The sequence below is a fragment of the Sphingomonas sp. 2SG genome, assembly GCF_005503285.1.
Lineage (GTDB): Bacteria > Pseudomonadota > Alphaproteobacteria > Sphingomonadales > Sphingomonadaceae > Sphingomonas > Sphingomonas taxi.
In genome coordinates this window covers 1-17304 of the sequence record NZ_SCMZ01000003.1, presented here as the reverse complement: position 1 = coordinate 17304, position 17304 = coordinate 1, and the positions used below count along the sequence as shown (strand labels likewise).

Genomic DNA, 17304 nt, shown 5'->3' with positions numbered 1-17304 from the left:
GGGCGGCGGATAGACACTTGATTACCAGATCTTGATGCGGTCGGCGGGGGCGAGATAGTATTTCTGCCCCGGCTTCACGTCGAACGCCGGATACCAGGCGTCGAGGTTGCGGACCACATAGGCGCGCCACTGGCCCGGCGTATGCGGATCGGTAGTGAGCTGGTTCTTGATCGACGCCTCGCGCGCCTTGGTCTGCCAGACCTGCCCGAAGCCCATGAAGAAGCGCTGGTCGCCCGTGAACCCGTCGAGCACCGCCGGCTTCTTGCCCTTGAGCGACAGCTTGTAGGCGTCATAGGCGACGTTGATGCCGGCGAGATCGGCCATGTTCTCGCCCAGCGTCAGCTTGCCGTTGACGTGGCTGCCCGGGATCGGCTCGTAGGCGCCATATTGCGCGACGACCTTGTCGGTCAGCGCGGTGAAACGCTGGACGTCGGCGGGCGTCCACCAATCGGCGAAATTGCCCTTGGGGTCGAACTTGCGACCCTGATCGTCGAAGTGATGGCTCAGCTCGTGGCCGATCACCGCACCGATCGCGCCATAGTTCACCGCCGGATCGGCATTGGGATCGAAGAACGGCGGCTGGAGAATCGCGGCCGGGAAGACGACCTCGTTCATCAGCGGGTTGGCGTAGGCGTTGACCGTCTGCGGCGTCATGAACCATTCGCTGCGGTCGACCGGCTTGCCGATCTTGTTGAGCTGGCGGTTGTATTCGAACTCGGCGACGCGGTCGGCATTGCCCAACACGTCCCCCTTGACGACACGCAGCGCGGTATAGTCGCGGAACTTGTCGGGATAGCCGATCTTGGGCGTGAAGGCGGCGAGCTTGGCGCGCGCCTTCACCTTGGTCTCGGGCGCCATCCATTCGAGCTTGGCGAGGCGCGCGTCCATCGCCGCGATCAGGTTGCGGACCAGCTCGTCGGCCTTGGCCTTCGCCGCGGGCGGGAAGTATTTCTGCACGTAGATCTGGCCGACCGCCTCGCCGAGGCTGCCGTTGACCAGATCGACGCCGCGCTTCCAGCGCTGCTTGAGCTCCGGCGTGCCGTTGATCGTCGTGCCGAACAGGGCGAATTGCGCGTTGACGAAGTTCGACGACAGCAGCGGCGCGGCGTTCGAGATGGTATGGAACGCCAGATATTCGCGCCACACCGGCAGCGGCGTCGCCGCGACGATCTTGGCGATGCCGGTCAGCGCCGAGGGCTGGCCGACGATCACGCGGGACTGCGCGCCAAGCCCCTGGGCGGCGAGCATCGCCTTCCAGTCGAAGCCGGGCATGCTGGTGGCGAGATCGGCGACCGGCGCGGGGTTATAGCCCTTCTCGACCTCGCGCAGCTCGGCACGCGCCCAATGGACCTGCGCGATCTGCTTCTCGAGATCGTAGATGCGCTGCGCCGAGCCCTGCGGATCGGGCTGGCCGGCCATGCGCAGCATGTCGGCGATATAGGCGACGTATTTGGTCCGTGCCTCGGCGAACTTGGCGTCGTCCTTCAGATAGTAATCGCGGTCGGGCAGGCCGAGGCCGCCCTGGCCGAGATAGACGGCGTAGACAGTATTGTCCTTGAGGTCCTGTTCGATGCCGGCGCCGACCGGCACGTCGATGCCGTGCATCGTCGCCTCGCCGAACGCCTTGGCGAGATCGCTTTGCGAGCGGATCGCCGCGATCTTGGCGAGATAGGGCTTGAGCGGGGTGGCGCCCGCCGCCTCGATCGCCGCGGCGTCCATGAAGGTCGCATAGGTATCGCCGATCTTGGCGGCGACGGGATCGCTGCCCGGATTGGCCGCCGCCCCCTCGATCACCGCACGGGTGCGGGTATCGGACAGATCGCGCAGGATGCCGAAGCCACCCCAGCTCGCCTTGTCGGCGGGGATCTCGGTCCGCGCCATCCACGCGCCGTTGACGTAATTGTAGAAATCGTCGCCGGGCGCGATCTTGCGGTCCATCGCGGTCAGGTCGACGCCGAAGTCGCCGAGCTGCGGCTTGCCGTTGGTGGCGACGGGTGCCGTGGCGGAGCGGGCGGCGGTCTGCGCATAAACCGCGCCGGATGCGGCCGAAGCGAGCAGAATAGCGCCAAGTACCTGTTTACGCATCAAAATCCCCCATAGTATCGAATGTTATCATGTCTGTTGTACCGGCTTGCCGCCGTCCGTCAAACCCGGTTTGCCGCATGTCGATGACGCCATTTGCGGGCGATCCACAATCGCCAGCCGAACGCGCTGAGCGCATAGCCGAGGCCCGCGCAGACGCTGGTCAGGATGACGAGGCCGAGCGCGAACGCCGGCCCCTTGTCCCACAGCCAGCCGAGCGCGCCGGTGACGCGGTGGAGCCAGTCGGTCGCCTCCGCCACCGGCTGGACGATCGCCGGCGCGTCGCTGTGCAGGATCCACGCGCCGATGCGATAGGCGACGAACCACAGGAAGGGGGTGGTGAGCGGATTGGTGATGAAGGTGGTGAGCGCCGCGACCGGCACGTTGGCGCGGAACGGCAGCGCGAACAGCGCGGCGATCGCGATCTGCGCGACCGGGAAGAGGAAGCCGGCGACCATGCCGAGCGCGACGCCGCGCGGCACCGAGCGGCGGTTGAACCGCCACAGGCCCGGTTCCATCACCCGATGCGCGACCGGCCGCAGCAGCCGGTTCGATTCCATCGATTCGCGGGTCGGCATGTTGCGGCGACACCAGGCGACGCTTTTCTGGAACATGCGGTGCGCGTTCGCTCCGGTCAGCCGCGGTCGCGCATGATGCGACCGGCTTCGCGCTTCCATTCGCGCTCCTTGATCGCGGCGCGCTTGTCGTGGTCCTTGCGGCCCTTGGCGAGCGCGAGTTCCACCTTCGCCCGGCCGCGGCCGTTGAAATAGACGCTGAGCGGGACGAGCGTCATCCCCTCGCGCGCGACGGCGCCGTGCAGCTTGTTGATCTCACGTTCGTGGAGCAGCAATTTGCGCGGCCGCTTGGCCTCGTGGTTGAAGCGGTTGCCGTGGCTGAATTCGGGGACGTTGGCGTTGACCAGCCAGACCGAGCCGTCGCGTACCTCGGCATAGCTTTCCGCGATACTGCCCTCGCCGAAGCGCAGCGACTTCACCTCGGTGCCGGTCAGCGCGATCCCCGCCTCGTAGACGGTATCGATGGTATATTCGAACCGGGCCTTGCGGTTCTCGGCGACGATCTTCTTCTTGTCGAAGGTGGCGGGTTTGGGACGCGACATGTGACCGGCGATGTAGGCGGTGTTGCGGGCAAGGGGAAGCGGGTCACAGTTATAACATTCTGGCTTTCCCTTATCATCACCCCGGCCTTGCGCCGGGGTCCCGCTGTTCATCCGTACGGCGGACCGCAAGAAGCGGGACCCCGGCGCAAGGCCGGGGTGACGGATGGGTGCGTGACGAAGCGGCTTAAACGAGTCCCGCGTGCGCCAGCGCCGCATCGACCGCGTTGCGCGACGCCTCCGACGGCCAGGTCATCGGCAGGCGAAGCTCCTGCGGGAAGCCCGGCCGGACGCGGGTCATCGCATATTTCACCGGCCCCGGCGACGCATCGGTGAACAAAGCGTCGTGGAGCGGATACAGCCGGTCCTGCAACGCCAGCGCGGCGGCATAATCGCCCGCCAGACACGCCGCCTGGAATTCGGCGCACAGTCGCGGCGCGACGTTGGCGGAGACCGAGATACACCCCCTGCCCCCCATCGCGTTGAACGCCAGCGCCATATCGTCGTTGCCGGAAAGCTGGACGAAATCCGGCCCGCAGCCGGCCCGATGCGCCGAGACGCGCGCGATCGCGCCGCTCGCATCCTTCACCGCGACGAATATGTCGGGGAAGGCGGTGACGATCCGCACCAGCGTCGCCGGCTGGATGTCGGTCACCGTGCGGCCGGGTACGTTGTAGAGCACGATCGGCAGGTCCGCCTGTTCGGCGAGCCGGGCGAAATGCTGGTAGATGCCCTCCTGGCTCGGCCGGTTGTAATAAGGCGGGACCATCAGCGCCGCGTCGGCCCCCGCCTCCTTGGCGCGGCGGATATTGGCGGCGGCGACCTGCGTGTCGTTCGAGCCGGCGCCGGCGATCACCGGCACGCGGCCCGCCGCCTGATCGACGCAGATGCGAACGATGCCGAAATGCTCGTCGGCGGTCAGCGTCGCCGCCTCGCCGGTCGTGCCGCAGGGGACCAGCGCCGACGATCCTTCGGCGATCTGCCAGTCTATAAGATCACGATAGACGGCTTCGTCGAAGGCCCCGTCGGCGGCGAAGGGCGTGACCAGAGCGGGGATGGAACCAGAGAACATGGGACTTTTCGGGCTCCTGCTGCGCCGGGTCGGGATTTTCGTTCAGGACAGATACGGGTCGAGACCGTATGATGTCCACATGCACCCGACCAGCCTGCCGATCTCGATCCTCATCGCCGCCTTCGCCGGAGTCACCGCGGCGCCCGTACAGCAGCAGATCCCGCCCGGCAATCAGGCGAGCAGCCCCGACGCGCTGGAGCGCTACCGCACCCAGATGGCGAACATGTCGCCGCAGGCGCCGCAATCGCCCGCCGACGGCGCGATCGCGGCCGCGATCGCGCAGTGGAAGACGATCCAGCAGACCGACGCGCTGCCCTTCGACAGCTATGCCGGCTTCCTGATGGCGCATCCCGGCTGGCCGAGCCAGACCGCCAACCGCCGCGCTGCCGAGCGGCAGGCGGTCAATGCCTCGCCGAGCAACGTGCTCGCCTTCTTCACCCGCTTCCCGCCGCAGTCGACCGCGGGTCTCGTCGCGCAGGCGCGCGCCTATCAGGCGGTCGGGCGCAGCGCCGAGGCGCACGCCGCCGCGCGCGCGGCGTGGCGCAAGGGCGGGCTGTCGGCGAACGACGAGGCGACGATCCTGACAAGTTTCGCCAGCGCGCTGACGCCCGACGATCACGACGCGCGGATGGACGCGCTGCTGTGGCAGAATGCGACCGGGGTCGCGGGCCGGCAGATCGCCTATACCAGCCCGGCGCGTCGCCCGGTGTTCGAGGCGCGGCTCGCGTTCCGCACCAATGCCGCCACCGCCGCCGATCTCGCGATGCGCACGCAGGACCAGTTCGCCAGCGACCCCGGCTATGTCGCGGATCGCGCGGTGTGGCTGCGCAATTCGGGCGCGTCGCCGACCGCGCGGAGCTGGCTGGCGCGACCGCGCAGCCTCGCCTCGCGGCCGGGCGCGGTCGAGGCATGGTATGAGGTGCTGCTGACCAACGCGCGCGGTGCCGCGGCGGACGGGCAATATCAGCTCGCCTATGACATCGCGCGGCAGGTCGACGACGCCTATCCCGCCGGCACCGACGTCTCAACCAAGCCCTATGGCGAGCGCGACGATTATACGAGCCTCGTCTGGCTCGCCGGGCAGACCGCGATGAAGCAGCTCGGCCGGCCCGCCGACGCGATGGTGATGTTCGACCGCTACGGCCGCGGCAGCCAGGCGCCACAGACGCGCGCGAAGGGCTTCTACTGGGCCGGCCGCGCCGCCGAGGCGGCGGGCAAAGCGGCGGAAGCCGCCGGTTATTACGCGCAGGCGGCGGGCTATCGCGATCAATTCTACGGCCAGCTCGCGCTCGAGCGGACCGGGCGGCCGCTGGTGGCGCCGCCCGCGATCGGCACGCCGGCGATCGCGCCCGAGGTGCGGCAGGCCTTCGCCAGCCGCGAGACCGTGCGCGCGGCGCGCTTCCTCGGCCAGATCGGCCAGTGGCAGGACCAGACCGCCTTCATCCGCCAGATCGCGGCGGACGCGACGACGCCGAACGATCATCTGCTCGCCGCCGAGCTCTCGTCGCAGATCGGCCGGCCCGACCTCGGCGTGCTGGTCGGGCGCAGCGCGATGCAGAACGGGCTCAGCGACTATTCCGCAACCGGCTTCCCGACGGTGGCGGTGCCGGTCGGTTACGAGGACAATTGGACGCTGATCCACGCGATCGCACGGCAGGAGAGCCAGTTCGACAAGACCGCGGTCAGCCATGCCGGCGCGCGCGGGCTGATGCAGCTGATGCCCGCCACCGCGCGCGAGCAATCGGGCAAAATCGGCATCGCCTACGACCCCGGCGCGCTGACCACCGATCCGAAAATGTCGATCATGCTGGGATCGAGCTATTTCCAGCGCATCTTCACTATCTACGGCAGCTATCCGCTCGCCATCGCCGCCTATAACGCCGGCGGCGGCAACGTGAACAAATGGCTGCGCGCCAATGGCGATCCGCGCACCGGCGCGGTCGACATGGTCGACTGGATCGAGGCGATCCCCTATCAGGAAACGCGCAACTACGTGCAGCGCGTGATCGAGAATGCGGTCGTCTACGACCTCATCAATCCGGCGCGTGCGAAGAGCCGTGGACCGGCGAATACGAGCTGGTATCTCGGCAAGGGCCGTCCGGGCTGAGCCATGGCGATGGAGCAACGGCCGAATTACATCACGCCCGCGGGCTATGCGGTGCTGCGCGCGGAATATGACCGATTGTTCGGCACCGAGCGGCCGGCGCTGGTCGAGACGATCGCCTGGGCGGCGGGCAACGGCGACCGGTCGGAGAACGGCGACTATATCTACGGCCGCAAGCGGCTGCGTGAGATCGACCGCCGGCTCGGCTGGCTGTCGAAGCGGATGAAGGCGGCCAAGGTCGTCGATCCGGCCCGTGCCGAGGACCGGACGCGCGTCTGGTTCGGCGCGAAGGTGACGATCGCCGACGAGGACGACAACGAACGGATACTGACGTTGGTCGGCGACGACGAGGCAGAGGCGGGTGCCGGCCGCATCGGCTGGAACGCGCCGATCGCGCGCGCGCTGCGGGGGGCGACGGTGGGCGATCTGCGCCGCGTGCTGCTGCCCGCGGGCGAAAAGGAATATGAGGTGATCGCGATCGCCTATCCCGCGGCGTAAGCGGCAACGGACCGTTTCGGCCCTTCGTATTGCGCCGTTTGCCGGCCGGCGCGATGTTTCGGGATGACAACGAAAGGTCCCCGTCATGCCGATCCCCGACCGCTGGTCCCCCTATCTCCTCAGCGTCTTCCGCTTCGTCTTCGGCCTGCTGTTCCTCGGCCATGGCGTATCGAAGTTCTTCGGCCTCCCACCTTTTCCGATGCCGCTAAATCCGCTGCTCACCGTCGCCGGGGTGCTCGAACTGGTCGGCGGCGCGCTGATCGCGGCCGGGCTGCTGACCCGGCCGGTCGCCTTCCTCCTGTCGGGACAGATGGCGGTGGCCTATTTCCTCGCGCATGCGCCGCAAGGCTGGCTGCCGCTCGCCAATGGCGGCGAGGCGGCGATCCTCTATTGCTTCGGCTTTCTGTACCTTGCCGCCGCCGGGGGCGGGCGGTGGAGCGTCGACGCGCTGCGCTGGCGGGGCTGAGCCGGCTCTGATAGGCCGGGCGGATGCCCGACGACAACAATCGCAACATCGCCCTGCTGATCGACGCCGACAATGCCTCCTGGCATGCGATCGACCCCGTGCTGACCGTGCTCGCCGAACTGGGTACGGTCAACATCCGCCGCGTCTACGGCAATTGGTCGAAGCCCGCGCTCAAGGGCTGGCGCGACATGACGCTCAAGCACGGCATCGAGCCACAGCAGCAGTTCGACCTGACCAAGGGCAAGAACGCCACCGACATGAAGATGACGATCGACGCAATGGACCTGCTGTTCCGCGGGCGGATCGGCGGCTTCGGCATCATGTCGTCGGACAGCGACTTCATGCCGCTGGCGATGCGCATCCGCCAGGACGGCATCCCCGTCTACGGTTTCGGCAATCTCAAGACGCCCGAGGCGTTCAAACAGGCGTGCACGCGCTTCATCGACGTCGGCGCGCTGGTCAGCGAGGCGAAGGCGGAGGCGACCGCCCCGGCGGCTGCGGCGGCGAAACCGGCGAACGTCGACGTCCCGATCGGCGATGCGCTGCCCCCCTCGATCGCCGCACCCAAGGCGAAGAAGCCGATCGATCCCGAACTGATCGCGCTGCTGATCGACGCCTATCAGTCGGTGAAGCGCGACGAAAAGGGCTATGTCAGCCTGTCGGCGATGGGCCAGCTCGCCGGCAACCGTTCGAGCTTCGACGCGCGCAACTACGGCTATCAGCGCCTGTCCGACCTCATCCAGGCGGTGCCGAACTTCCAGAGCGAGCGGCGCGAGGACGGGCGGGTGTTCGTCAAGCGGGTGCGGTGATGGCTGCGGCGACGTTGGCTCATCGCCGACGGCATGATAGATTACGGTCATGACCGAGGTGCTTCCGCTCAACGTCGTCCCGCTGCCCGTCAGGCTCCGCGCTGCCGATTACATGCTGCTCGACGAAACCGGAGCGTTTCAGCCCTACCGCAAGACCGAGCTGCTTGACGGGGAAATCGTCTACATGAATGCGCAGCATCGGCCGCACGGGCGCGTCAAGATGGCGCTGTATCGTGCGCTGTCCGAGGGGCTGCGTGCGATCGGGTCTGCCTATTCGGTCGCCGTCGAGGTGAGCGTAGCACTCAGCGAACACGATGCGCCGGAACCCGATCTGACGCTGACGAGCGAGCCCGACGGCGATGGCTTCATTCCGGCCCGTTCGGTCGGGCTGATCGTCGAGATCGCGGATGCGACCTTGCGGTCGGACATGACCCGCAAAGCGGCAATCTATGCCCGCGCGGGCATTCCGGAATATTGGGTTGCCGACGTCAACGGGCGGGTTATCCATCAGATGTGGCATCCGCATGCCGGAGCCTATGCCGACCGACGGACAATATCGTTCGGGGATGGCTTGGACTCTGCGACGATATCGGGCCTAGTCGTGCAAACCACGGCGCTTTAGCGTTCCGCATCCTCCCATCGGTAGCGATAGGCCGCCGCCTGCCGGTGCCGCACGAACGTCATGGCGTCGGGCCCGGTCCACGGGCCGGTGTAGCCCGCCTTTGCCGCATTACCGATCCACCAACCCTGCCCCGGCAGACGATCCGACTGGCGGACCACCAGCACGGCGAGATCGGGTTCTCCCACCCGTGCGCCGGTTTTGTCGATCGTATCGAGCGTACAGCACAAGGCGCGCATCTTGGGTCGGGTGAAGCGATGACCCAGAGCCGCCAGACATTCGCCGTAGGTCAGTGCCCGCCCGTCGCGCGCGGCGGCTACAAGTAGTGACCGCACCCGCGATACGTCGGCGATCGCACCGGGCCCCTCGGCAAGCGTGAACCCGTTCACCGCGAGCCAGCCGCCGAGATCGTCCTCGTGCGGCCGGCTCGCCATCATCACCGCGTGAGCTTCTTGTACGCCAGCCGCGTCGGCCGATCGGCCGCGTCGCCGAGGCGACGGCGCTTGTCTTCCTCGTAGCTTTCGTAATTGCCCTCGAACCATTCGACGTGGCTGTCGCCCTCGAAGGCGAGGATGTGCGTGCAGAGGCGATCGAGGAAGAAGCGATCATGGCTGATGACCACCGCGCAGCCTGCGAACGTCTCCAGCGCCTCTTCGAGCGCGCGCAGCGTCTCGACGTCGAGGTCGTTGGTCGGTTCGTCGAGGAGCAGGACGTTGCCGCCCTCCTTGAGCATCTTGGCCATATGGACGCGGTTGCGCTCGCCGCCCGAGAGCTGGCCGACCTTCTTCTGCTGGTCGGGGCCGCGGAAGTTGAACGCGCCGACATAGGCGCGCGTGCCGAGTTCCTGCTTGCCGAAGCGGAAGACCTCGAGCTCGTCGGAAATCTCCTGCCAGACGTTCTTGTTGGGATCGAGATCGTCGCGGCTTTGGTCGACATAGCCGAGCTTCACCGTCGAGCCGACCTCGATCGTGCCGCTGTCGGGCTTTTCCTGGCCGGTGATGAGCTTGAACAGCGTCGACTTGCCCGCGCCGTTCGGCCCGATCACGCCGACGATGCCGCCCGGCGGCAGCGTGAAATCCAGGCCGTCGAACAGCAACTTGTCGCCATAGGCCTTGGTCAGGCCCTTGGCCTCGATCACCTTGCCGCCGAGCCGTTCGGGCAGCTGGATGAGGATCTGCGCCTTGCCGGCGACGCGATTCTCCTGCTTCGCCATCAGCTCGTCGAACGCGCGGATACGCGCCTTGGACTTGGTCTGGCGCGCCTTGGGAGTCTGGCGCATCCAGGCGAGTTCGTCGGCGATCGCCTTCTGCTTGCCGGCCTCTTCGCGCTCCTCCTGCTCGAGGCGCTTGGCCTTCTTCTCGAGATAGCCCGAATAGTTGCTCTCGTAGGTGTAATACCGCCCGCGATCGAGCTCGAGCACCCAGTTGACGACGTTATCGAGGAAGTAACGGTCGTGCGTCACGAGGATGACGTTGCCGGTATATTCCTTGAGATAATTCTCCAGCCACGACACGCTTTCGGCATCGAGGTGGTTGGTCGGTTCGTCGAGCAGCAGGATGTCGGGCTTTTCGAGCAGCAGCTTGCACAAGGCGACGCGGCGCTTCTCGCCGCCCGACAGGCGGGTGACCTCGGCATCGCCCGGCGGACAGCGCAAGGCCTCCATCGCCTGTTCGAGCTGGCTGTCGAGCGTCCAGCCGTCGACCGCGTCGATCTTGGCCTGGAGCTCGCCCATTTCTTCCATCAGCGCGTCGAAGTCGGTGTCGTCCTTGGGATCGCCCATCTCCGCCGAAATGGCGTTGAAGCGATCGACGAGGTCGGCGACCGGGCGGACGCCGTCCTTGACGTTGCCCATCACGTCCTTGGTCGGATCGAGCTGCGGCTCCTGCGCGAGATAGCCGACGCGCACGCCTTCGGCGGCCCATGCCTCGCCGGTGAAATCGGCGTCCATGCCCGCCATGATCTTCATCAGCGTCGACTTGCCGGCGCCGTTGGGGCCGATGATCGCGATCTTCGCCGACGGAATGAACTGCAGATGGATGTTGTTGAGGACGGGCTTGTTCGCGCCGGGGAAGGTCTTGGTCAGACCCTTCATGACGTAGGTATACTGGACGGCCATGTGCCGACGGCTCCTGATCGATAAGGACGGGAAATCTTGGAGCGGCATGTAGCGATCCGATGCCCCCCGTGCAAATGCCGCCGCCGCGGCCCGCCCGGCTTGTGCTCGACGCGGCCATCGCTCACACCCTGGCGATACGATCGAACAGGGAAACGACCGAATGACGCGCATCGCACTGACCTTGCTGGCCCTCGCTTCTTCCACCGCGCTGGCGGCGCAGCGCACCGCGCCGCCGCTGCCCGCCCCGGTCGATGCCAAGGTCGCGGCGCTGCGCGACGCGGCGCTGAAAGACGACGTCGCCTATGACATCGTCGAGGGGCTCACCACCGAGGTCGGCCAGCGGCTCGCGGCGACCGAGGCGGAGGCGCGGGCCCGTACCTGGGGCGTCGCCAAGCTCAAGGCGCTCGGCTTCAAGAACGTCCATGTCGAGACCTATCAGATGCCGGTCTGGCTACGCGGCGAGGAGCGCGCCGAGGTGCTCGCGCCTTTCCCGCAGACGCTCAAGCTGGTCGCGCTCGGCAATTCCGGCGCGACGCCCGCGGCGGGCCTGACCGCGCCGGTGGTGGTGTTCCGCTCCTATGGCGATCTGGCCAACGCCCCCGCCGAAGCGGTGCGCGGCAAGATCGTCTATGTCGGCAATGCGATGGTGCCGACGCAGGACGGATCGAGCTACGGCGCCTACGGCCCTGCCCGCTTCGTCGGCCCGGCGCTGGCGGCGCGGCTCGGCGCGGCGGCGATCGTCATCAAGTCGATCGGCACCGATCATCATCGCAACCCGCATACCGGCGTCACCGACTTTCCCGCCGGTGTCGCACCGATCCCGTCGGCGGCCTTGTCGGTCAGCGACGCCGAACTGCTCGAACGGATCGCCGACCGCGGCAAGCCGATCACGCTGAAGCTGGTGCTCACCCCGCGCTTCGCCGGCACCGGCACCTCCGGCAACGTCATCGCCGAGGTGCCGGGCAGCGATCCCAAGGCCGGGATCGTGCTGGTCGGCGGCCATCTCGACAGCTGGGATCTCGGCACCGGCGCGATCGACGATGCCTCGGGCGTCGCGATCACCACCGCCGCCGCCAAGCGCCTGCTCGACGGGCCGCGGCCGAAGCGGACGATCCGCGTCGTCTGGTTCGGCGCCGAGGAGCCGGGCGGCTATGGCGGCAAGGACTATGCGCGGGTGCATGGCGGCGAGCGGCATGCGACCGCGGGCGAGAGCGATTTCGGCGCGGACCGCATCTGGCGCTACGAGGTCAACCTTCCCGACAGCGCCAAGCCGATCGCCGACCGGCTGCAGACCGCGCTGGCGCCGCTCGGCATCGGGCGCGGCGCGGGCGTGGGTGGCGATGGTACCGACGTCGGCCCGACGCTGGCGCTCGGCGTCGCCGCGATCGACCTCAACCAGGACGGCACACGTTATTTCGATACCCACCATACGCCCGACGACACGCTCGACCGGATCGACCCCGAACAGCTGCGCCAGAACGTCGCGGCGTGGACGACGATGCTCGCGATCGTGGCCAATGCGCCGGAGGAGATCGGATCGGTCACGCCGCGGCGATAACGGCCAAAGAATGTCGGAACCTTTCGCCCCGGTGAATTTCGTGATTGACCGGGGGGAGTCGTGCGGTATTTGAGCTGTCTCGCGACGGCGATCGGGCCGGCCGCGATTTTGCTTTGCTTTGCTTGGGAGCAACCGAATGAAGAAGATCGCTTTCGTTCTCGCTGCCGCCGGCCTGATGTCCGTCGCTGCCTGCCACAAGTCGCCTGAAGCTGCTGCCGTTGAGAACAACGGTGACATGCTGGCCGACAACATGGAAGCGCAGGCCGACAACATCGACGCGCTGGCCGACAACACCTCGAACGCATCGGCTGCTGCCGCGCTCGAGAACGTTGCCGACAACACGAACGCCGCAGCGGACAACGTCCGTGACGCAGCCGAGGCCAAGGCCGACAACCTCTAATCGCGCGGCGTCGGGTTCGCCCGACGCGCCGATCGGGCTGTCGCACGATCTCGAAGGGCGCTTCCCATGCGGGAGGCGCCCTTTTTCGTGGCCCGCGCTCCCACGCACCGGCTTTTTCTTTGCCGCCGGTTGCGCTAGCGAACGCCGAGGTGGGGCCTGTAGCTCAATGGTTAGAGCTGGCCGCTCATAACGGCTAGGTTGCGGGTTCGAGTCCTGCCGGGCCCACCATCCTTCGCCAAATGCCCGAGGAAATCATACGCTTTCGGGTAGGTTGGGCACGATCGGATTGAGGCGGTCAGGCAAATCACCGACACTGGGCGAAAGCGCTGGTCATCGCGGCGCTGGCCATGTGGCCTTGCTTCTCCGATGCAGAGAGTGCCCTCCGAATCACCGCGCCAGCGGGCGACACCCTTGATCTTCCCTGAGTCGCACCGCTCTGAGCGATTGCTTTCCGAAGGCCGTGCGAGGCGCATTGGAACCGCGTGATCAGATCACCGCCACTTCCGGGAATGGTGCGGCAGCAAGTCGACCCCGCGAGATGCTCGTTTGGCATCAGCAACGCGGCACGTCCTCACCAAGGGCGCCGGGGTTCTACATCAAACGCTCAACCAGTCGGCCGTGATCTCCCCTCGGTGCCCCTCCGGGGCAAGCATCGCGCGCAACGCTTCCAGCAGAGACGGCAGCGCCTGCATGAAAGCATAGGGCGGATTGACGATGAAAAGGCCTGCTCCATTGTAGATGTCGGGCTGATCGCCATCGTACAACCAATGCTCCACCTCCAGCATTTTTGGAATGCGGAGCTTCTTCAGCTGCTCTTTCCATCGCCCGTGCGCGGCGCGGTCCTTGAGCGGATACCAGACCACCGTCACGCCGTGCGCCCATTTGCGGTAAGCGGCGGCGAGGGTCGCGGTGATACGGGCGCGTTCATCGAGCTGTTCGTACGGCGGGTCGACCACCACGACGCCGCGTGCGGTTCGAGTCGGCAGCATCGCCAGCCAAAGCTCGTAGGCGTCGCGTTCGTGCACGGCAGCGGAAGTATCGCGCATCACCCTGCGCAGGGTATGAGCCTCCTCGGGACGCTTTTCGTTCAGAATAAGGAAGTCTTGCGAACGCAGAAGCTGCGCGAGGACCCGCGGCGAACCAGGATAGAAATGCGGCTCGGGTCCGACATTCACCGCCTGTACCGCCGCGCGATAGTCGTCCAGCAAGGGGTTCGGGTCGGCAAAAGCTCGACGAACGCCTTCGATGGATTCGCCCGTGCGTTGGGCTTCCGCGCCGTCGAGGTCGTACAGCCCGCGGCCGGCATGCGTGTCGATCAAGGTCAACGCGCCCGGTTTTTGTTGCAAGGCCTTTACGAGCGCTATCAACAGGCTGTGCTTGACGACATCGGCACTATTGCCTGCGTGAAAGGAATGGCGATAATTCATCGTGAACTCGGATCCTGCCGATCTACCTTATACGTGTATGCATGCTGCTGAGCGCCAGATGAGCGCGAAGCAATTGAACAACCGATCCACCTTGAGCCCGCGCCAGCGATCGACGCGGAGGCGCATGGGAATGTCCGATGATCGAGGCTTCGGTCGCGGCTGCTTCAATTGCCTTGGGCATCGACCTCGAACACAACCGGCTTGCCCCGCGACATCGGTTCCCAGCCCGCCGACATCGCGGCGCGCACGCATCGCGAAATAGTGGCGTCGTCCAGTTGCAGACGGCCGCGCGGCAAGCCCTTCAATAGCCGCTTCGGCGGCGGGAATTGCACCCATGCTTCGCGTTTTGCATCGCGCTGGAGAAGGGCGATGATCATTCCCTTCCACCCTTCATCATCCGACTGATGCGGTTCACGCTGGAGGTGCCAATCATACGTGGCGCCATCGACTTCGACGGCGCCGCCGTTGCTCTGGGATTTCGACATGGCGGCGGCCCTAACATGCTATGCCGCCCAAAGCACGGGTCCGGGGGCGTATCGGATCATGGCTTGGCAGACGGACGTGCAAAACGCAGTGCGGCTGCAATGACCCAAAGCCGGTCACTCGCAGGCAAGTTTCGCGCGCCCGACTTCCACCATTCGTTCAGTTTCCGCATGGAAGGCCTGTGGCCCGCGTCGATCATGTCCGACGTTGCGCGGGGCAGCCCCGCCCCGTAAGCTCACCGCAGGGGGAGAGACTATGCGATCGACGTTGGTTTTGCTGGCGGTTGTGCCTGCCGGGGCATGGGCTCAGGCTGTGCCGCCTTCGGTTGCCGGCCGCAGCGCGCAGGGCGACGTGGCGGTCACGATCTATGCCAACGACACCGCGCTGATCCAGGACACGCGGCAGATGACCCTGCCTGCCGGCATCTCCCGGCAGGAATTCCCCGACGTATCGAGCGAGATCCGCCCCGCCACCGTCCGCCTGTCGGCCGAGGGCACGACGATCGTCGAACAGAATTACGACTATGACTTGCTGTCGCCGCGCGCGCTGATGGAAAAGGCGGTGGGACAGACCATCACCCTCGTCCGCACCAACCCGGCAACCGGCGCGGAGACGCGCGAACAGGCCCGGGTGCTCGCCTCCAACGACGGCGTCATCCTGCAGATCGGCAGCCGGATCGAGGTGCTGCGCGACGATGGCCTGCCCGTGCGGGTCGTCTTCGATTCGTTGCCGCCCAACCTGCGCGCGCGTCCGACGCTTTCGATCACTTTGGATGCGAAGAACGCCGGGCGGCGGCCGGTGACGATCAGTTATCTGACCGGCGGCCTGTCCTGGTCGGCCGACTATGTGGCGCTGTTCGACGAGGGCAAATCGACCGTCGACGTGCAGGGCTGGATCACGCTCGGCAATAGCGGCGGCACCACCTATGTCGATGCCGACGCGCTGCTGGTCGCGGGCGGTCCCGGTGGCAACAGCAGCCGCAGCCTGGGGCTGGCGCCGGGCACCCGGCCGGGGACGCAGAACGCCGGCCGTGCGCGGCTGGGCGATTTCTACCTCTACCCACTCGGCCACCGCACCACCATCGCCGCCAACCAGCAGAAGCAGGTGAGCTTCCTGTCGGTCGGCGGTGTCGCCGCGCGCAAGCTGTACGCGTTCCGCAACGGCTGGATGGGCAGCGATCAGGAGCCGCGCTCGGCCGACACGGTGATCGGCTTCTCCACCGCGCGCGAGGGCGGGCTCGGCGACGCGCTGCCGGCGGGAACGGTGCGCGTCTATATGCGCGACGCCACGGGGCAGCCGCAGTTCGTCGGCGAGAACGGCATCGGCCACACGCCGATGGGCAGCCAGCTCGCAATCAAGACGGGCGAGGCGTTCGACGTGAAGGTTCAACCCGCGGTCGACAAGCGCGAGAAGATCCTGGCCGACGAGTGGGAACGCACCGCCCGCTACCGGATCAAGGTTCAAGGCGCGCCGACCCGCACGGTCGAGGAATCGCGCAGCGTCACCTACTGGCGCACCGCGATGCGCTACGTCCTGACCAACGCCCGGCCCGAGCCGGTGACGGTCGACGTCAGCCAGACGGGCCTTGGCGACAGGTGGGAAGACACGCGCGTAACGGCGGAGAGCCAGCCGGGCGAGCAGCGCTCGCTCGACGAGCGGATATGGCATGTGCGGGTGCCCGCAAACGGCACCGCGACGCTGACCGCGACCTTCGACACGCGGTACTGACGATCGTGCGACTCGCCTGGCTCGCCCTGCTGCTGGCAGTGGCCACGCCGACGGTGCTCGACGCGCAGGTGGTGGTCACCTCGACCAAGCCCGACGACGTCAGCGTCACCGTCTATGGCGCGCCGGATCGCCGGGGTCGCGAGATCGACCGCAACCACCCCGCCGGTGTCGCGCTCATCACCGAACGGCGGACGATCACCCTGCCGGCGGGCACGGCGGTGATCCGGTTCGAGGGCGTTGCGGGCAACATTTTGCCCGAGTCCGCCGTCGTCGCCGACCTGCCGAGCGGGGTCATCGAGAAGAACCTCGACGCCGACCTGCTCTCGCCGCGCTCGCTCTACGACCGGGCGCTCGGTCGGCGGGTCCTCATCCGTCGGACCGACCGCGCGACCGGCAAGGTGGTCGAACAGCCTGCGACGATCCGCTCCGCCGCCCGCGGCGCCGCGCTGGTCACTTTGGCTGCCGGCACCGAAGCGCTGCGATGCACCGGCCTTGCGGAGGCGATCGTCTATCCGGAGGTGCCAGCCGGTCTGTCCGACAAGCCGACGCTGTCGATCCGAACCACCAGCGCGCACGCGTCCACCGCCACCCTGACCCTGTCCTACCTCGCCACCGGGTTCGACTGGCAAGCGGACTATGTCGTGACGATGCAGCCCGATGGCCGCTCCGCTGATCTGTTCGCGTGGGTGACGCTCGCGTCGAACGACGTCACCAGCTTCCCCAACGCGCGGGCAGCAGCCGTGGCCGGCAAGGTCAATCGGGTGGAGTCGGACCGGCCACCGATAGTCGGCATCGACCGTCATCGCGCATTGAGGCTGCAATGCTTCC

17 protein-coding genes and 1 tRNA gene are annotated in these 17304 nt (G+C 67.0%); 10 read left to right on the top strand and 8 right to left on the bottom strand.

Annotated features, from left to right (window positions below; translation table 11 throughout):
- Nucleotides 1-21 precede the first annotated feature (21 nt).
- From FFS23_RS02200 to dapA, 4 genes are all read right to left on the bottom strand, one after another.
- On the bottom strand, nt 22-2085 hold the full coding sequence (locus tag FFS23_RS02200) for a M13 family metallopeptidase (RefSeq protein ID WP_137897272.1): 2064 nt from the start codon (nt 2083-2085) through the stop codon (nt 22-24).
- Nucleotides 2086-2144: 59 nt separating this feature from the next.
- Entirely contained in the window at nt 2145-2696 is a 552-nt protein-coding gene (locus tag FFS23_RS02195) for a DUF2062 domain-containing protein (protein ID WP_038659222.1), read from the bottom strand.
- Between the two features lie 20 nt (nt 2697-2716).
- Entirely contained in the window at nt 2717-3199 is a 483-nt protein-coding gene (smpB, locus tag FFS23_RS02190) for an SsrA-binding protein SmpB (RefSeq protein ID WP_038659218.1), read from the bottom strand.
- A 184-nt stretch (nt 3200-3383) separates the two neighbouring features.
- Complete coding sequence (gene dapA, locus FFS23_RS02185; RefSeq protein ID WP_137897271.1) at nt 3384-4268, bottom strand: 4-hydroxy-tetrahydrodipicolinate synthase; 885 nt, start codon at nt 4266-4268, stop codon at nt 3384-3386.
- A 79-nt stretch (nt 4269-4347) separates the two neighbouring features.
- Between dapA and FFS23_RS02180 the strand changes: the two genes are divergently transcribed.
- From FFS23_RS02180 to FFS23_RS02160, 5 genes are all read left to right on the top strand, one after another.
- The gene (locus FFS23_RS02180; RefSeq protein ID WP_137897270.1) at nt 4348-6375 is read left to right on the top strand and encodes a lytic transglycosylase domain-containing protein; all 2028 of its coding nucleotides are present in this window, start codon (nt 4348-4350) and stop codon (nt 6373-6375) included.
- A gap of 9 nt (nt 6376-6384) precedes the next feature.
- Entirely contained in the window at nt 6385-6870 is a 486-nt protein-coding gene (locus FFS23_RS02175; protein WP_137897363.1) for a GreA/GreB family elongation factor, read from the top strand.
- Nucleotides 6871-6955: 85 nt separating this feature from the next.
- The gene (locus FFS23_RS02170) at nt 6956-7336 is read left to right on the top strand and encodes a DoxX family protein (protein ID WP_137897269.1); all 381 of its coding nucleotides are present in this window, start codon (nt 6956-6958) and stop codon (nt 7334-7336) included.
- A 23-nt stretch (nt 7337-7359) separates the two neighbouring features.
- Nucleotides 7360-8145, top strand: a complete 786-nt coding sequence (locus FFS23_RS02165) for an NYN domain-containing protein (RefSeq protein WP_038659202.1) — start codon at nt 7360-7362, stop codon at nt 8143-8145.
- Nucleotides 8146-8194: 49 nt separating this feature from the next.
- Nucleotides 8195-8767, top strand: coding sequence for a Uma2 family endonuclease (locus tag FFS23_RS02160; RefSeq protein WP_137897268.1), 573 nt, complete (start codon nt 8195-8197; stop codon nt 8765-8767).
- Here FFS23_RS02160 and FFS23_RS02155 read toward each other — a convergent pair.
- Both FFS23_RS02155 and ettA read right to left on the bottom strand, forming a co-directional pair.
- Nucleotides 8764-9201 (bottom strand): ribose-phosphate pyrophosphokinase, encoded by a 438-nt coding sequence (locus FFS23_RS02155; RefSeq protein ID WP_137897362.1) that lies wholly within the window; start codon nt 9199-9201, stop codon nt 8764-8766. The genes FFS23_RS02160 and FFS23_RS02155 overlap by 4 nt on opposite strands.
- Entirely contained in the window at nt 9201-10880 is a 1680-nt protein-coding gene (gene ettA, locus FFS23_RS02150) for an energy-dependent translational throttle protein EttA (protein ID WP_137897267.1), read from the bottom strand. The genes FFS23_RS02155 and ettA overlap by 1 nt, the downstream gene beginning before the upstream one ends.
- Before the next feature lie 160 nt (nt 10881-11040).
- On the opposite strand from ettA, the gene FFS23_RS02145 reads away from it, so the two are divergent.
- The 3 genes from FFS23_RS02145 (at nt 11041) to FFS23_RS02135 (ending at nt 13066) form a co-directional block, all read left to right on the top strand.
- Complete coding sequence (locus FFS23_RS02145) at nt 11041-12438, top strand: M20/M25/M40 family metallo-hydrolase (RefSeq protein ID WP_137897266.1); 1398 nt, start codon at nt 11041-11043, stop codon at nt 12436-12438.
- A 136-nt stretch (nt 12439-12574) separates the two neighbouring features.
- Nucleotides 12575-12838 (top strand): hypothetical protein, encoded by a 264-nt coding sequence (locus tag FFS23_RS02140; RefSeq protein WP_038659191.1) that lies wholly within the window; start codon nt 12575-12577, stop codon nt 12836-12838.
- Nucleotides 12839-12990: 152 nt separating this feature from the next.
- Nucleotides 12991-13066, top strand: a tRNA-Ile gene (locus FFS23_RS02135).
- A 368-nt stretch (nt 13067-13434) separates the two neighbouring features.
- Here the strand turns inward: FFS23_RS02135 and FFS23_RS02130 are convergent.
- Together FFS23_RS02130 and FFS23_RS02125 are read right to left on the bottom strand one after the other, a co-directional pair.
- Nucleotides 13435-14265, bottom strand: coding sequence for a 23S rRNA (adenine(2030)-N(6))-methyltransferase RlmJ (locus tag FFS23_RS02130; protein WP_137897265.1), 831 nt, complete (start codon nt 14263-14265; stop codon nt 13435-13437).
- A gap of 164 nt (nt 14266-14429) precedes the next feature.
- Nucleotides 14430-14750: a hypothetical protein gene (locus tag FFS23_RS02125; RefSeq protein WP_137897264.1), complete on the bottom strand. Its 321-nt coding sequence runs from the start codon at nt 14748-14750 to the stop codon at nt 14430-14432.
- A 253-nt stretch (nt 14751-15003) separates the two neighbouring features.
- Here FFS23_RS02125 and FFS23_RS02120 point away from each other — a divergent pair, with 253 nt between their 5' ends.
- Both FFS23_RS02120 and FFS23_RS02115 read left to right on the top strand, forming a co-directional pair.
- Complete coding sequence (locus tag FFS23_RS02120; RefSeq protein WP_137897263.1) at nt 15004-16476, top strand: DUF4139 domain-containing protein; 1473 nt, start codon at nt 15004-15006, stop codon at nt 16474-16476.
- A gap of 5 nt (nt 16477-16481) precedes the next feature.
- A partial coding sequence (locus FFS23_RS02115) for a DUF4139 domain-containing protein (protein ID WP_502702108.1) occupies nt 16482-17304 on the top strand: 823 nt, incomplete at its 3' end.

Excerpts from the sequence above, each read along its gene's own strand:
- FFS23_RS02200 (WP_137897272.1), bottom strand. The coding sequence starts at position 2,085 with ATGCGTAAACAGGTACTTGGCGCTATTCTGCTCGCTTCGGCCGCATCC.
- FFS23_RS02195 (WP_038659222.1), bottom strand. The coding sequence starts at position 2,696 with ATGTTCCAGAAAAGCGTCGCCTGGTGTCGCCGCAACATGCCGACCCGC.
- smpB (WP_038659218.1), bottom strand. The coding sequence starts at position 3,199 with ATGTCGCGTCCCAAACCCGCCACCTTCGACAAGAAGAAGATCGTCGCC.
- dapA (WP_137897271.1), bottom strand. The coding sequence starts at position 4,268 with ATGTTCTCTGGTTCCATCCCCGCTCTGGTCACGCCCTTCGCCGCCGAC.
- FFS23_RS02180 (WP_137897270.1), top strand. The coding sequence starts at position 4,348 with ATGCACCCGACCAGCCTGCCGATCTCGATCCTCATCGCCGCCTTCGCC.
- FFS23_RS02175 (WP_137897363.1), top strand. The coding sequence starts at position 6,385 with ATGGAGCAACGGCCGAATTACATCACGCCCGCGGGCTATGCGGTGCTG.
- FFS23_RS02170 (WP_137897269.1), top strand. The coding sequence starts at position 6,956 with ATGCCGATCCCCGACCGCTGGTCCCCCTATCTCCTCAGCGTCTTCCGC.
- FFS23_RS02165 (WP_038659202.1), top strand. The coding sequence starts at position 7,360 with ATGCCCGACGACAACAATCGCAACATCGCCCTGCTGATCGACGCCGAC.
- FFS23_RS02160 (WP_137897268.1), top strand. The coding sequence starts at position 8,195 with ATGACCGAGGTGCTTCCGCTCAACGTCGTCCCGCTGCCCGTCAGGCTC.
- FFS23_RS02155 (WP_137897362.1), bottom strand. The coding sequence starts at position 9,201 with ATGATGGCGAGCCGGCCGCACGAGGACGATCTCGGCGGCTGGCTCGCG.
- ettA (WP_137897267.1), bottom strand. The coding sequence starts at position 10,880 with ATGGCCGTCCAGTATACCTACGTCATGAAGGGTCTGACCAAGACCTTC.
- FFS23_RS02145 (WP_137897266.1), top strand. The coding sequence starts at position 11,041 with ATGACGCGCATCGCACTGACCTTGCTGGCCCTCGCTTCTTCCACCGCG.
- FFS23_RS02140 (WP_038659191.1), top strand. The coding sequence starts at position 12,575 with ATGAAGAAGATCGCTTTCGTTCTCGCTGCCGCCGGCCTGATGTCCGTC.
- FFS23_RS02130 (WP_137897265.1), bottom strand. The coding sequence starts at position 14,265 with ATGAATTATCGCCATTCCTTTCACGCAGGCAATAGTGCCGATGTCGTC.
- FFS23_RS02125 (WP_137897264.1), bottom strand. The coding sequence starts at position 14,750 with ATGTCGAAATCCCAGAGCAACGGCGGCGCCGTCGAAGTCGATGGCGCC.
- FFS23_RS02120 (WP_137897263.1), top strand. The coding sequence starts at position 15,004 with ATGCGATCGACGTTGGTTTTGCTGGCGGTTGTGCCTGCCGGGGCATGG.